Source organism: Streptomyces sp. NPDC056628, from assembly GCF_042792555.1.
In the GTDB taxonomy this organism is placed as follows: domain Bacteria; phylum Actinomycetota; class Actinomycetes; order Streptomycetales; family Streptomycetaceae; genus Streptomyces.
Genome location: NZ_JBHTWG010000003.1, coordinates 67550 through 81811, shown reverse-complemented (window position 1 = coordinate 81811; position 14262 = coordinate 67550). Strand labels below are relative to the sequence as shown.

Here is a 14262-nt window from a genome sequence, read left to right as displayed (position 1 = left end):
GCCACTGACAATCCGACGACCGCGTTCCGCTGATCCGGCAGGACACTTCCCGCCCAGCGGGGCAGTTCAGGACACAGGGCGCGAATCCGCCCACATCAGCTCGAACTCCTCGCGATAGGTGGGGAAGAGTCCGCCCTCGTCGATCTCGTCCGACTTGACGACCCTGCTGCCGTTGCGCAGCACCAGGACCGGCGCCTCCATGCCGCGGGTGCGCCGCAGATAGTTCTGCACGACCGCTATGCCGTCGGCGCCGTCGCCGTCCACGAGGTAGGCCGTGAAGCGGGGCGTCTCGTCGAAGACCTGGATCTCGAAGGCGCCCGGGTCGCGCAGTCGCGACCGCACCCGGCGCATGTGCAGGATGTTCATCTCCACCGCGCGGCTCAGCTCGCCCCGCCTGATGCCCAGTTCGCGCTCGCGCCGTTTGACCGCGCTGGAGGCCGGGTTGAGGAACAGCAGCCGCACCCGGCAGCCGGCCTCGGCGAGCCGGACCAGCCGCCGCCCGGAGAAGTTCTGCACCAGCAGGTTGAGGCCGATGCCGAGGGCGTCGAGCCGGCGCGCGCCGCCGAAGATGTCCTCGGCGGGGAACCGGCGCAGCAGCCGCACCCGGTCGGAGTGGACGGCGACGACGTCGGAGTAGCGGTCGCCGATCAGGTCCTCGACGGCGTCGATGGGCAGCCGGCGGGCCGACGGCACGTCCCCGCCCGTGCCGAGCGCCTCCAGGAGGCGGGCGGAGGCCCGCTCGGCCTGGTTGAGGACGGCCTCGGACAGGGCGCGGTTGCGCGAGACCACGTTCCGGGTCACCTCGAGCTCGTCCAGGGCGAGTTCGACGTCCCGCCGGTCGTCGAGATACGGCTCGAAGCACGGCCAGTGCTGCACCATCAGCTCGCGCAGCTGCGGCAGCGTGAGGAAGCTCAGGACGTTGTCGTCGGCCGGGTCGAGCAGGTAGCCCTTGCGGCGGCTGACCTCGCGTACGGCGACCGCGCGCTGGACCCACTCCTGACCGGCCGGTCCGGCGGCCGCCACCACCCAGTCGTCCCCGTGGACGGGTTCGTACACGGGCCGCAGCACGGCGGCCACGACGGCCCGCAGCCGCTGTTCGACGAGGTTCAGCCAGATGTAGGCGCGCCCGGCCCGCTGGGCGCGGGTGCGCACCTCGCGCCACGCCTCGGGGTCCCAGTCCAGCTCCGGGCCGATGGAACTGGTCTCCATCGGCCGGGCCAGGGACACCGTGCCGGGCGGGACGTCCGGGGAGTTCCCCTCGTGACCCTCGTCACCAGGGGGCAACTCCAGCCCTCCCGAGCCCACCCGCGCACCGCCTTCCGCTCCCCCGAGCACTCCCCGTCCCAACGATCAAGGAAGGGTACTCCGGGAGCGGCGGGCGGTGCAGCCGGATGGACAGGTCGTTTCTCAACTGCGCGGCTGCCAGTGGCCGTTCTGCCACGCGAGCTCGCTCGGCGTGAGCGGGTTCATGGCCGTCACATCGCGCGGCACGATGGAGAATCCCTGCCAGTGGACCGGCATGGGCTGCTGGTCCTCGTCGCGGGCGATGTGGTGGAAGCCGACGTTCATCCAGGTGATCGGGTGCTTGAGGGTCTGCCCGCTCACCCACTTGTCCACGGACTTGGGGTGCCCGGTGCCGCAACCGGTGTTGTGGGTCGCGAACTTCTCGCACTTGTCGTACTCGGTGACGTACACGTCGTGCTTGGTGTAGCTGCGGCCCGGGTACTTGGTGCTGACGCCGGGGACGATCTCGTACGAACGGGCGTGGCCGTCCGCGTTCTTGCCGGTCGCGCTGACCATCCGCCACCAGCGGTACGCCTTGGCGTCGCCGGCCAGCTCCTTGGTGACCTTGGTGACGCTGGTCTTCGTCTTCGGCGCGTGGTCGCCGGAAGCGGGCGCGGTCACCGTCGAGTCGTACTGCTCGACGCGGTTCTTGGTGGAGCCGTCCAAAGCGAAGTCCAGGCGCCAGAACACGTTGTGGCTGTGGCTGGTGGCCTTGGCGCGGTCGCCCTTGCCGATGGGCCAGCCCCGGCCGTCCCCGGCGTCGTAGTCGTCGTACGACAGGCTGCCGGTGGCACCGACGTTCATGGTGACGGTGCCGTCGTCCTGGAAGCGCCACTCGGTCATGTACTCGTACCAGCCGACCTGGTTGACGGTGTACACGAGCAGGTCCTCGCCCTGCGCGGCGTAGACCTTGTTCGCGCTGTCGCCCTGCATCCGGTAGGCGTGGCCCCGCGCGCGGGTCGTGGTGCACAGGCCCTTGACGTCGGGGTTCTGCGGGTCCCACGCCTCGGGGACCTTGACGGTCTTGATCGTGCCGCCGGGGCACTCGGTGGCCTTCAGGGGCATCAGGCCCTGCGCGAAGCCGAAGCCCGTCAGGTCGTCGTACTCGACGCTGCCGTCGTCGTACGGGACGTGGATCTGCCCGAGCCGGGCGCTGTTGAGGACCTTGATGGGCTTGGTCTCGCCCTTGGGCTGGTAGGAGATCTTCTCCAGGACGAGCCCGGCCTTGCCGTCGTAGCGCCAGCACATGCGCCAGGTGGTGCCGCTGCCGAGCTTCTGCTCGATGCGGTAGGCGGCGCTGCAGTCGGCGGCGGCCGCGGCGGCGGCCCGCGGCTGGGCGGTGGCGGTGCCCGCGCCGGTCGTGGCGCCGGCCGCCAGGGCGGCCAGGGACACGCCGACGGCGGCGCCCCTGCGGGCCCGGCCCCTTCTCCTCGGGCGGGAACCGCTGGTCGAACTGTTTGCACGCATGACGAGGTGACTCCTCTTGCAGGAGATGCGAGTACGTGGTGTCCGGGCGGGTCGGGCCCGGTGGAGAGGTGGAGCGGCCTGGCCGGGCTCAGCGCGGGTCGAGCCGGGCGATCTGGCGGGCGCTGAGGTCGATCACGAAGGACCGGGCGTCGATCCAGGGCCCGTTCCTCACCTTCGGGAACAGCCGCACGCAGCGGTGCTCGCCGCACTCGCCGAGCGCGGCGGGCTGCCCGCCCGGCGTGGCCCGGTACACGGCGCCGTTGAGCAGCAGCTGGTCCGGTGAGGTGAGCGCCTTGCCGGTGGCGTCCTTGTAGTCCGCCTTCATGCCCGCGCCCAGCGGGTGGGCGATGAGCAGCTTCGCGGCCTCGGCGTACTCGGCCCGGCTCAGGGGCGGCTGGACGCCGTGCTCGGTGACGGTCCGCTCGACCTTGCCGGTGTCGAGGTCGACGGTCCGGGTGACGAGCGTGTCCGTCTTGTAGTCGTAAAGCGTCACCTCGGCCCGGCGCGGCCCGTCCGCGCGGTCCGTCCCGTCGCCGTCCGGCTCGGCGAGCTCGACGCCGAGGCGCTGCGCGCCGCGGTCCCCGGCCACGTTCTCCCCGGCGGTGCGCAGCTGCCCGCTCGCCGCGAGCCCTGCCGCGCGCTCCGTCTCGTCGTCGGTCAGCGGGTCGTCGCCGACGCCCTTGTCGCCCTCTTCCGGGGCCTCCTCCACGACGCCCGGCGCCACCGCGCCGGCGCCCTGTCCCGCGGCCCCTTGCTGCCGGGCCGCGGTCTGCCCCGCGGTGTCACCCGCCTGTTCGCCGGCCCCGGCCGTGCCCGGCAGGGTGATCCCGACCATCACGGCGGTACCCGCCACCGCGATGGCCGCACCGGCCACCACCTTCCCCAGATGGCGGTGCACTATCTCGCGCACATCTTCCCCCTACTCCCCCTAGGTCATCGGGAGTATGTGATTGCCCCACACGTTCGGCATACGGTGTATGCACTGGTCGACCGGTAAGAGGGACGTAAGTCGGGGGTGGTTCCATGACTTTCGGGGAGACTCGACGTCAAGGCGCCCCCGTCGGCGGGGTCGAGCTGAAAGAGTCGTGTCCATGCAGGTCTGGCCTGGAGAGGCATATCCACTCGGTGCCACGTACGACGGCGCCGGGACCAACTTCGCGGTCTTCACGGAGGCCGCGGACCGAGTAGAGCTGTGTCTGCTGCACGACGACGGCTCGGAGACGGCGGTGGAACTGCGGGAGAGCGACGCCTTCGTACGCCACGCGTACGTGCCGGGCGTCATGCCGGGACAGCGGTACGGATTCCGGGTGCACGGACCGTACGCCCCGGAGCGGGGGGTGCGCTGCAACTCCGCCAAGCTGCTCCTCGACCCGTACGCGAAGGCGGTCAGCGGCTCGATCCGCTGGGGCGAGGAGGTCTACGGCTACCACTTCGGCGAACCCGACCGGCGCAACGACCTCGACTCGGCGCCGCACACGATGTCGTCCGTCGTGGTGAACCCGTACTTCGACTGGGGCGACGACCGGCGCCCGCGCACCGAGTACCACCACACCGTGATCTACGAGGCCCATGTGAAGGGCCTGACGATGCGCCACCCGGGGCTGCCGGAGGAGCTGCGCGGCACCTACGCGGGCCTCGCGCACCCCGCGGTGATCGAGCACCTGACCGAGCTGGGCGTGACGGCGCTGGAGCTGATGCCGGTCCACCAGTTCGTCAACGACCACCGGCTGGTCGACATGGGGCTCAACAACTACTGGGGCTACAACACGATCGGCTTCTTCGCCCCGCACAACGCGTACGCCTCCTGGGGCGACCGCGGCCAGCAGGTCCTGGAGTTCAAGTCGGCGGTGCGGGCGCTGCACGAGGCCGGTATCGAGGTCATCCTCGACGTCGTCTACAACCACACGGCCGAGGGGAACCACCTGGGGCCGACACTGTCGTTCCGGGGCCTGGACAACCCCCAGTACTACCGGCTGACGGACGACCCGCGGTACTACATGGACACCACCGGCACCGGGAACTCGCTGCTCATGCGGTCCCCGCACGTGCTCCAGCTGATCATGGACTCGCTGCGGTACTGGGTCACCGAGATGCACGTCGACGGATTCCGCTTCGACCTCGCGGCGACGCTCGCACGCCAGTTCCACGAGGTGGACCGGTTGTCGTCGTTCTTCGACCTGGTGCAGCAGGACCCGGTGGTCTCCCAGGTGAAGCTGATCGCCGAGCCCTGGGACGTCGGCGAGGGCGGCTACCAGGTGGGCAACTTCCCGCCCCTGTGGACCGAGTGGAACGGCAAGTACCGCGACACCGTGCGGGACCTGTGGCGGGGCGAGCCGCGCACGCTCGCGGAGTTCGCCTCCCGGCTGACCGGTTCCTCCGACCTGTACCAGGACGACGGGCGCCGCCCGCTGGCCTCGATCAACTTCGTGACCTGCCACGACGGTTTCTCCCTCCACGACCTCGTGGCGTACAACGACAAGCACAACGACGCCAACGGCGAGGACAACCGCGACGGCGAGAGCCACAACCGGTCCTGGAACTGCGGCGCGGAGGGCGAGACCGACGACCCGGACGTGCTGGCGCTGCGGGCCCGGCAGATGCGCAACTTCATCGCCACGCTCATGCTGTCCCAGGGCGTGCCGATGATCAGTCACGGCGACGAGTTCGCCCGCACCCAGCAGGGCAACAACAACGCCTATTGCCAGGACAGCGAGCTCTCGTGGGTGCGGTGGCCGCAGCCCGGTGAGGAAGAGGGGGACGGGGCCGGAGGAAGCCCGTCGCGGGAGCTTCTCGCCTTCACGCGCGCGATGGTGGGCATGCGCCGGGACCACCCCGTCTTCCGCAGGCGCCGCTTCTTCCACGGGCGGCCCGTGGAGGGCACCCACGACGACCTGTCGGACATCGCCTGGTTCACCCCGGAGGGCAAGGAGATGGCCCAGCGGGACTGGGACCGGGCGCAGGCGTCGGCGCTGACGGTGTTCCTCAACGGCAACGCGATCTCCGAGCCCGGTCCGCGCGGGGAGCGGATCGCGGACGACTCGTTCCTGCTGATGTTCAACGCCTCGCCGAAGACACTGGACTTCGTCGTACCGGTCGACCACGGCCGGCAGTGGCAGGTGGTGGTGGACACCGCGCGCCCGGACGGGGTGCCGCCCGGCACGGGGCCCAAGGTGCAGGCCGGGGAACGGCTGACGCTGGTGGACCGCAGCCTGACGGTGCTGCAGCGGCCGGTGTAGGCCGCGGCGCGGGTGCGGTCCGCGGCGACCGGGGCCGCACCCGCGCGTGGGCCCACGTGGCGGCGGGTGATGACACGAAGGGCGGCAAAAGGGGGTACGTAGGTCTGCATGACACCTGAGCGATCCGACCCCATGGTGCCGACTGCCACCTACCGGCTGCAGCTGCAGCCCTCGTTCCCGTTCTCGGCCGCGGCCGAGGCCGTGCCGTACCTGTCCTCGCTCGGCGTCTCGCATCTGCACCTGTCCCCCGTCCTGGAGGCGGTTGCGGGGTCGGGGCACGGCTACGACGTCGTGGACCACGCGCGCGTGCGCGAGGAACTGGGCGGCGAGGACGGGCTGCGGGCCCTTTCGCGCACCGCCCGGAAGCACGGCCTGGGTCTGGTGCTGGACATCGTGCCGAACCACATGGCGATGGCCCCGCGCCACAACCGCGCCCTGTGGGAGGTGCTGCGCGAGGGCTCCGCGTCCCGGTACGCGCGCTGGTTCGACATCGACTGGGAGGCGCAGGACGGCCGGGTGCTGCTCCCGGTGCTCGGCGGCCCGCTCGGTCAGGAGCTGGACGACCTGGTCGTGGACGGCGACGTCCTGCGCTACCACGACCATGTGTTCCCGCTGCGCGAGGGCACCGGGGACCTGCCGCTGCCCCGGCTGCTCGACGCCCAGTGGTACCGGCTGGCATGGTGGCGGCTGGCCCGGACCGAGCTGAACTACCGGCGGTTCTTCTCCATCTCGGAGCTGATCGGGGTGCGGGTAGAGGACCCCGAGGTGTTCGAGGCCACCCACGGCAAGATCCTCCAGCTGCTCCACGAGGGCGTGGTCGACGGGCTGCGCGTCGACCACCCCGACGGCCTCGCCGACCCCGACGGATACCTGCGGCGGCTGCACGAGGCGACCGGCGGGCGCTGGACCGTGGTGGAGAAGATCCTGTCCGACCGGGAGCATCTGCCGGCCGCCTGGCCGGTCGCCGGCACCACCGGCTACGACGCCCTGCGGCACGTCGACGGCCTGTTCACCGACCCGGCCGGGTACGGGGAACTGCTGGGCGCCTACCGGCGGTTCGCGGCCCCGCAGACCGACCGGGGCGGCGACTGGGACGCCACGGTGCGGCGGGCCGGGTACAAGGTGCTCACCCATGAGCTGGCCGCGGAGGTCGACCGGCTGACGCGGGCGGCGCACCGGGTCTGCGACACCTCTCCCGACCCCGCGCTGCGCGACCGGGCGCCCTGGGCGCTGCGCACCGCCCTCCAGGAGCTGCTGGTCCGGATGGACGTCTACCGGCCGTACGCCTCGGCCGACGCCTCCCTCGTGCTCACCGAGGAGGCCGCCGCCGAGGCGCGGCGGGCCTTCGCCGTGCCCGAGGAGGCGGACGCCGTGGACGTGGTGCGCGACCTGGTGCTCGGGCGCGCCGGGGACGGGCCGGCCGCCGTCGAGTTCCGGACGCGGTTCGCGCAGACGTCGTCGGCGCTGCGGGCCAAGTCGGTGGAGGACACGGCGTTCTACCGGCATGTGGCGCTGCTGTCGGCGACGGAGGTGGGCGGCGACCCGGGCAGCCCCTCCGTGTCGCCGGACCGGTTCCACGCCTACTGCGCGCGCCTGCAGCGGGACTGGCCGCTGACCGGGACGGTGGTCTCCACGCACGACACCAAGCGCAGCGCCGACGTGCGGGCCGCGCTGGCCGTGCTCACCGAGTGCCCGCGGGACTGGGCGGACGTCGTGGCGGAGGTGACCCGGGACGGCGAGGGCGTCCCGGACGCGCAGCTGGCGTGGGCGGCCTGGCAGACGGTGTTCGGACTGGGCGAGGCGGACACCGACCGCGTCCAGGGGGCCCTGCTCAAGCACGTCCGGGAGGCGGGCCTCTTCACCAGCTGGACGGAGCAGGAGCCGCCGTACGAGGAGGCGGTGGCCGCCTTCGTGGCCGCGGGGCCGTGCGGGGTGCCGGGAGAGCGCGTGACGGCCTTCCGACGCGGCCTGGAGCCCCATGTCCGGGCCAATGTGCTCGGCATGGCCCTGACGCAGCTGACGATGCCGGGCGTGCCGGACGTCTACCAGGGCACCGAGGGCGAGTACCGGGCGCTGGTGGACCCGGACAACCGCCGGGCCGCGGCGTTCCCGCCCGCCGACCCGGGCGACAAGGGCCGGGTGACGGCGGCGGCGCTGCGGCTGCGCCGGCGGCGCCCGGAGGTCTTCGGCGACGCGGCGTCGTACGAGCCGCTCGCCGCCGAGGGCCCGGCGGCGGAGCACTGTGTGGCGTTCGTGCGGTCCGGTGAGGTGCTGACCGCCGCCACCCGGCTGTCGCTGCGGCTGACGCGGGACGGCGGCTGGCGGGACACCAAGCTCGAACTGCCGCCGGGCCGCTGGGTCGACGTGCTGGACCCGGAGCGGGAGTACACCGGGCACGCGCGTGTGGAGCAGCTTTTCGAGCGGCTGCCGGTGGCGCTGCTGGAACGCGCCGGGGAGTGACGGGCGGGCCCGGGGCGCCGCCGGCCGGCGGTGCCTCCGGGCGCCCCCGGCGGACTCCCCGTGTGCTCCTTGACAGCTCAATGAGTCCGTGGGGTACTGCGGAAGGCGACGCCGGGCGGACGTGACGGGGGTGAGTTCCCTGACGGAGCTGCGCTACCCCACTCCTGCCGAGCTGGTGCGGTCGGCCCGCTCGCTGGCCGCCCACCGCCCCGCACTGTGCAGGCTGCGGCAGGTGGGGGCCTCCCGGGCGGGCAGACCCCTGCACCTGCTGTCGATCGGCCACGCGGCGCGGGCCGTCCTGGTGGTCGCGGGCGCCCACGCCAACGAGCCCTCCGGCGGCCCCGCGGTGCTCGCGGTCGCCGAACGGGTGCTGATGGAGCGGGAGTTGCGGGCGGACGTCTCCTGGCACTTCCTGCTGTGCGCGGACCCCGACGGGGCGAGCCTGCACGTCACCCCGGCCCCGCGGAGCCTGTACGACTACCACCGCGGGTTCTTCCGGCCCGCGGCCCCGGAGCAGCCGGAGTGGGCGCCGGCGACGCTGCCGCCCGGCCTGCTGCCCCCCGAGACCCGGGTGCTGACCGCGGTCATCGACGAGCTGCGGCCCTACCTCCAGGTGACCCTGCACGGCACCGATCTGGGCGGCAGCTGGGTGCAGCTGACCCGGGACGTCCCCGGGCTCGCCGAGCCGTTCGCGAAGTCGGCGGCCGAGCTGCACATCCCGGTGGAGACCGGCGCGTCGGACGCGGTGGGCTGGCCGGCGTCCGGTCCCGGGGTGCATGTGATGCCGGCGCCGGACGCGCGGGCGGCGTATCCGAGCATGCCGGACGACGCGCGCAGCAGCACCTGGTACCACGTGCACCGCTACGGCGGGCTGACCGCCGTGGTGGAGGTGCCGATGTGGGCCAGCGACCTGGTGGACGACCCGGCCCCGCACCCGGCGCCGGACCGGGCGATGCGGCGTCTAGCGGCCCGGCTGCTGCGGGACGCGCGGGAGGTGGAGCGGGTGCTGGCGCAGGCGCGGCCCCGGCTGGCGGGCGTCGACGGGCCGCTGCTGCGGGCGGCGCAGTGGGCGCTGGAGCTGGTGCCGGGGCTGGCGGCGGACTGGACGCGCACCCCGCCCGCCGACGGCACCATGGCGTACATCGGGAGCGTGGACGCGTTCGGGCGCCGGCTGCCGCTGCGGGCGGCCGCTATGCTGCTGCGGGTCCTGCGGGAGACCGAGGACCCGGGGGCGCAGCGTCTGGACCAGCTGGTGGCGGCCTGGAGCGAGGCGTTCGCCGAGCGGTTCCAGGCCCGCTGGGTGCCGTTGGAGCACCAGGTCGAGCACCAGTCCCGCACGGTCCTGGCGGCGGCGCGGCACGCGCGCGACCGGCCGGACTGAGCCGCCGGTACGCGCGCGTGCCGCGCGGGCCGTCAGGTCAGTCGTCCACGGCGAAGACCGCGCCGGTGCGGGCCGCCATCCCGCAGCCGTTGGCGAAGGTCTCGCGGTAGTCCACAGGGTGGCCGTTCCACTCGCCGCGCGCGTGGGCGGTGACGGGCGCGTAGACCATGGGGCAGTAGGTGTCGCGCCGTTCGAGTCTGCGGATGTCGCCGTCCACCGCGTCCAGCTGTGCGCAGGCCTCGGCCGCCTTGGCGTGGCCCTGCGGCGGGTCGCAGAGCAGGAGCCGGCCGGGCCGTTCGCCGTGCCGGCCGTCGCCATGGGTGACGGTGACGAAGAGCCAGTTGCCGGAGTCCGCCTGCCGGGCCGTCGCGTGGGGTGCGGCGGCGCCGAGGGCCAGGGCGGCGGCGGCCGCGAGCAGACCGCCTCGTACGAGTGTGGTGCGTCGGGTCATTCCCGATGCATCGGCACGGTGGCCCCGGTGTTCCAGCCCGACTCACCCGAACGGGAGCGTCCGGACGCGTGCCGGTGGGCGAGTTCGAACGCGGAGAGCACCACGCGCGACTGGTACTCGACCTGGCGGGCGACCGGTATCCAGCGGGCCCCGCACCCGTCGCGGTAGTCGTCGCACCAGGTGTCGAGCCACCGCTCCAGCTCGGGCAGCACGCCCGCCGGATCGTGGCCCGCGCCGGTGACGAGCTGGTGCAGCAGTCCGGCGGTGCGCAGGGCGAGACGCCGTCCGGCGATGCGCAGGGCGGCCAGATGGGCGGTGCTGAGCAGGGGCAGCGGGTGGGTGCCCACGGGGTCCGGGACGTCGGGGTCCCAGGTGTCGGCGAGGCCCGGGCAGACCAGTAAGTAGTCGTCGACGGGGGCGAGCAGACGGGCCGTCTCGGGGCCGGCCGGCAGATGGGGGCGCAGGCGGTCCAGCAGCCGTTCCAGGACCCGGGTGTCGTCGCGCAGGGTGTGGCTCACCCGGCGCAAAACCGTTTCCTCGTCGGTGGGCGGGGCACCGTCCTCCACCGCCGCGACACCCCACATGGGCGCCTCGACGACCGCCGTGACGGTGCCGTACCGGTGCGGGTGGAACCAGGTCGACTCCACGGCCGCCTCGGTGATGGCGGCGGCCAGGTCGCCGCGCCGGGGCCGCGGGATCCGGTAGACGGCGGGGCCCAGCTCCGGCCAGTACAGGGTGTCGTAGGGCCCGAGCTCGCGCGGGATGCCCAGGCGGGCGGCGCTGCTCGCGACGCGCTGGGCGAGGCCGGGCAGGTCGTGGGTCAGCTCGACGAAGCCGCCGCCGACGTCGACGCCGTGCAGCGAGCACTGCAGGAAGGGCCGCAGTTCGTCCTGGAGCGCGAGCAGGGCGCGGGTCTCGGGGAGCGTCACAGCCTCGGCGCCGTCGGGCAGCCACTCGGGCTGCTCCAGGAAGCCGGGCCGGAAGAACCGCCGGAAGTAGTCGCCGAGGGCGTACGGGCCCCGCAGCCAGCCCTCGTTGCGGCGCAGGCCGTCGGGGTCGAGGCAGAGCAGGAGGTTCCACGTGGCGTCGGCGCCCTCGTGGAGCCGGGGGTCGGCCAGCACCCGCTCGGCGAGCCGCAGGACGGTGGCGCCGCCCACCGGCTCGTTGGCGTGCGGCCCGGCCACGACGAGGGCCTGGCGGCCGCCGTGGCCGACGGACAGCAACCACAGGGGCGTACCTGCCCGTGAGGTCCCGACCCGGCGCAGCCGCGTCTGCCGGGGATGGCGGGCGACGAGCGAGGCCGCTCGCGCCCCGAGCTCGTCGACGGTCGGATAGCGCAGGAGGGGCGGCAGGGCACACCTCCACGAATCTGGTGCCGTCGGTTCACCTGATGTGCATGGTGTACGCACAGTCAGTCACGACTTGGGATGTACGTCAACACCGCGACGGCCAAGCCGACTTGAGTCACCCCGCCCGGGCCGGAGGCGGTTTCCCGTCAGTGCGCGGCGAGACGGAACGCCATCCGCCCGAAGCCGATCTGGTCGCCCTCCCGGACGACGACGGCACCGATGACACGACGGCCGTTGACCGTGGTGCCGTTGGTGGAGCCGAGGTCGCGCAGCACCCACAGACCGGCCTGGTGGCTCAGTTCGGCGTGCACGCGGGACACCGTCTCGTGCGTGAGCCGCAGCCCGTTGGCGGGATCGCGGCCTATGCGCAGCGGATGCCCGGTCGCGGGGTGGGGCAGCAGCAGCTTGGGCAGCCGCTCGGCCTGCCAGGCGCGGCGCAGCCGCACGGTGAAGCCGGAGACCGCCTCCACGGTGCCGAACACCACGCGGGACAGCCGCCCTTGCGAGGGCAGGTCCGCGGTGAGCGCGAGGAGTTCGTCCGCGCGGCGGGCGGCGAGGGCCAGCTCCATGCGCCGGACGAACGTGTCGTGCGACAGCCGGCCCATGGCGACGCCGTCGCGGAGCACCTTCAGCGCCTTGTCGCGCTCCGCGTCGGACAGCCGCGCGGGGTACGTGTGGAACTCGAAGGACGACGTCACGGTGCTGATTGTCGGTCAGGGCGTCCCGGCTGTCCAGAAAACGGGGAAACGGCCGCCGGGGTGGGCGGCGTGCCGTGCGGCACGCCGCCCACCGCGAAAGGGTGGATCCCCCAGCGGATCGATCTCTGGTGGAGCACCATGGGACGGGCTACGTCACCGTGGACAGACGAAGGGGAACCGTCCGTGCAGTTCGAGGTGTGGGCACCACAGGCCGACCGGGTCACGCTCCATTGCGACGGCGCCACAAGCGCGTTGGAGCCCGATCCGGAGCGTGCGGGATGGTGGCGGGGGGATGCGGACGCGCGGGACGGCAGCCGGTACGGCTTCGCACTGGACGACGGGCCGGTGCTGCCCGATCCGCGGTCGCGGCGGCAGCCGGACGGCCCGGACGGGCTGAGCGCGGTCGTCGACCACGCCCGCTACGAGTGGCGCACCGAGTGGGCGGGCAGGCCGCTGCCCGGCGCGGTCCTGTACGAGCTGCACGTGGGCACGTACACCCGCGAGGGCACCCTGGACGCCGCCGCCGACCGGCTCGGGCACCTCGCCGAACTGGGCGTCACACACGTCGAGTTGATGCCCCTGACCCCCTTCCCCGGCCGGCACGGCTGGGGATACGAGGGGGTCTCGCTGTGGGCCGTGCACGAGCCGTACGGCGGCCCCGAGGCGCTGAAACGCTTCGTCGACCGGGCGCACGCGCTGGGGCTCGGCGTGGTGCTGGACGTGGTCCACAACCACTTCGGCCCGTCCGGCAACCACCTGCCCGCCTTCGGGCCGTACCTGACCGACCGGCACCAGACGCCCTGGGGCGCCGCCGTCAACCTGGACGCGCCCGGCTCGGACGAGGTGCGCGCCTACCTCGTCGGCAGCGCCCTGGCCTGGCTGCGGGACCACCGGCTCGACGGGCTGCGCCTCGACGCGGTGCACGCGCTGGTGGACACGCGCGCGTGCCACTTCCTGGAGGAGCTGTCGACGGCCGTCGACGCCCTCGCCGCCGAGTTGGGCCGGCCGCTGTCGCTGATCGCGGAGACGGACCTGAACGACCCGCGGCTGATCACCGCGCGCGAGGACGGCGGGCTCGGGCTGCACGCCCAGTGGAACGACGACTTCCACCACGCCCTGCACACGGCCGTGACCGGCGAGTCCCAGGGCTACTACGCCGACTTCGCGCGGGCGCCCCTCGCCGCCGTGGCCAAGACCCTGACCGGCGGCTACTTCCACGACGGCACCTACTCCAGCTTCCGGGGCCGCGGTCACGGACGCCCCCTGGACCGTACGCGCGTGGGCGGGCACCGGCTGCTCGGCTACAGCCAGACCCACGACCAGGTCGGCAACCGCGCCCAGGGCGACCGGCTCGCCGCCTCCCTCTCCCCCGGCCTGCTGGCCTGCGCGGCCACACTGACGCTGACGGCGCCGTTCACGCCGATGCTGTTCCAGGGCGAGGAGTGGGCGGCGGGCACGCCCTGGCAGTTCTTCACCGACCACACCGACCCCGAGCTCGCCGAGGCGGTACGGCGGGGCAGGCGGCGGGAGTTCGCGCCGCACGGCTGGGCCGAGGAGGACGTGCCGGACCCGCAGGACCCGGCGACCCGGGAGCGCTCCTGCCTGGACTGGTCCGAACCCGGCCGCGAGCCGCACGCGCGCGTGCTCGCCTGGTACCGGCGCCTGATCGCCCTGCGCCACGAACAACCCGACCTCACCGACCCCGACCTCGCCGACACCAAGGTCGCCTACGACGAGCAGGCCCGCTGGCTCGCCTTCCGGCGCGGGGACGTCCGGGTGGCGGTGAACCTCTCCGACCGCCCCGCGGCGATCCCGCTGGGCCCGCGCGAGGCGGAGGTCCTGGCCGCGTGGGAGCCGGTGGAGTCACCGGGGGCGGACGGGGTGCTGCACGTGCCGGGCGAGTCGGCAGTGGTCCTGCTCCAGTCCTGAACCGGAT

10 protein-coding genes are annotated in these 14262 nt (G+C 73.3%); 4 read left to right on the top strand and 6 right to left on the bottom strand.

Features of this window, described 5'->3' with window-relative positions; all coding sequences use genetic code 11:
• Positions 1-66 precede the first annotated feature (66 nt).
• The 3 genes from ACFRAC_RS05990 to ACFRAC_RS05980 all read right to left on the bottom strand — a co-directional run bounded on the left by ACFRAC_RS05990 (position 67) and on the right by ACFRAC_RS05980 (position 3661).
• A complete protein-coding gene (locus ACFRAC_RS05990; protein WP_382921378.1) occupies positions 67-1305 on the bottom strand; it encodes an SAV2148 family HEPN domain-containing protein in 1239 nt (412 codons plus the stop codon).
• 102 nt (positions 1306-1407) lie between these two features.
• A complete protein-coding gene (locus tag ACFRAC_RS05985) occupies positions 1408-2751 on the bottom strand; it encodes a copper amine oxidase (RefSeq protein ID WP_382921375.1) in 1344 nt (447 codons plus the stop codon).
• Positions 2752-2839: 88 nt separating this feature from the next.
• Positions 2840-3661 carry a Tat pathway signal sequence domain protein gene (locus ACFRAC_RS05980; RefSeq protein WP_382921372.1) on the bottom strand — a complete coding sequence of 274 codons (822 nt, stop codon included), beginning with the start codon at positions 3659-3661 and terminating at the stop codon, positions 2840-2842.
• 181 nt (positions 3662-3842) lie between these two features.
• On the opposite strand from ACFRAC_RS05980, the gene glgX reads away from it, so the two are divergent.
• From glgX to ACFRAC_RS05965, 3 genes are all read left to right on the top strand, one after another.
• Positions 3843-5987, top strand: a complete 2145-nt coding sequence (gene glgX, locus ACFRAC_RS05975; RefSeq protein ID WP_382921369.1) for a glycogen debranching protein GlgX — start codon at positions 3843-3845, stop codon at positions 5985-5987.
• Between the two features lie 108 nt (positions 5988-6095).
• Positions 6096-8447 (top strand): malto-oligosyltrehalose synthase, encoded by a 2352-nt coding sequence (gene treY / locus ACFRAC_RS05970; protein WP_382921366.1) that lies wholly within the window; start codon positions 6096-6098, stop codon positions 8445-8447.
• A 130-nt stretch (positions 8448-8577) separates the two neighbouring features.
• Positions 8578-9828: a M14 family zinc carboxypeptidase gene (locus ACFRAC_RS05965; protein ID WP_382921363.1), complete on the top strand. Its 1251-nt coding sequence runs from the start codon at positions 8578-8580 to the stop codon at positions 9826-9828.
• 37 nt (positions 9829-9865) lie between these two features.
• Here ACFRAC_RS05965 and ACFRAC_RS05960 read toward each other — a convergent pair whose 3' ends face one another.
• The 3 genes from ACFRAC_RS05960 to ACFRAC_RS05950 form a co-directional block, all read right to left on the bottom strand.
• Positions 9866-10279 (bottom strand): SSI family serine proteinase inhibitor, encoded by a 414-nt coding sequence (locus ACFRAC_RS05960; protein WP_382921360.1) that lies wholly within the window; start codon positions 10277-10279, stop codon positions 9866-9868.
• Entirely contained in the window at positions 10276-11631 is a 1356-nt protein-coding gene (locus ACFRAC_RS05955; protein WP_382922104.1) for a M14 family zinc carboxypeptidase, read from the bottom strand. The genes ACFRAC_RS05960 and ACFRAC_RS05955 overlap by 4 nt, the downstream gene beginning before the upstream one ends.
• 143 nt (positions 11632-11774) lie before the next feature.
• Positions 11775-12326 carry an FHA domain-containing protein gene (locus tag ACFRAC_RS05950; protein ID WP_382921357.1) on the bottom strand — a complete coding sequence of 184 codons (552 nt, stop codon included), beginning with the start codon at positions 12324-12326 and terminating at the stop codon, positions 11775-11777.
• A 183-nt stretch (positions 12327-12509) separates the two neighbouring features.
• On the opposite strand from ACFRAC_RS05950, the gene treZ reads away from it, so the two are divergent.
• Positions 12510-14255, top strand: coding sequence for a malto-oligosyltrehalose trehalohydrolase (gene treZ / locus ACFRAC_RS05945; RefSeq protein ID WP_382921354.1), 1746 nt, complete (start codon positions 12510-12512; stop codon positions 14253-14255).
• The last annotated feature ends 7 nt before the right edge of the window (positions 14256-14262 follow it).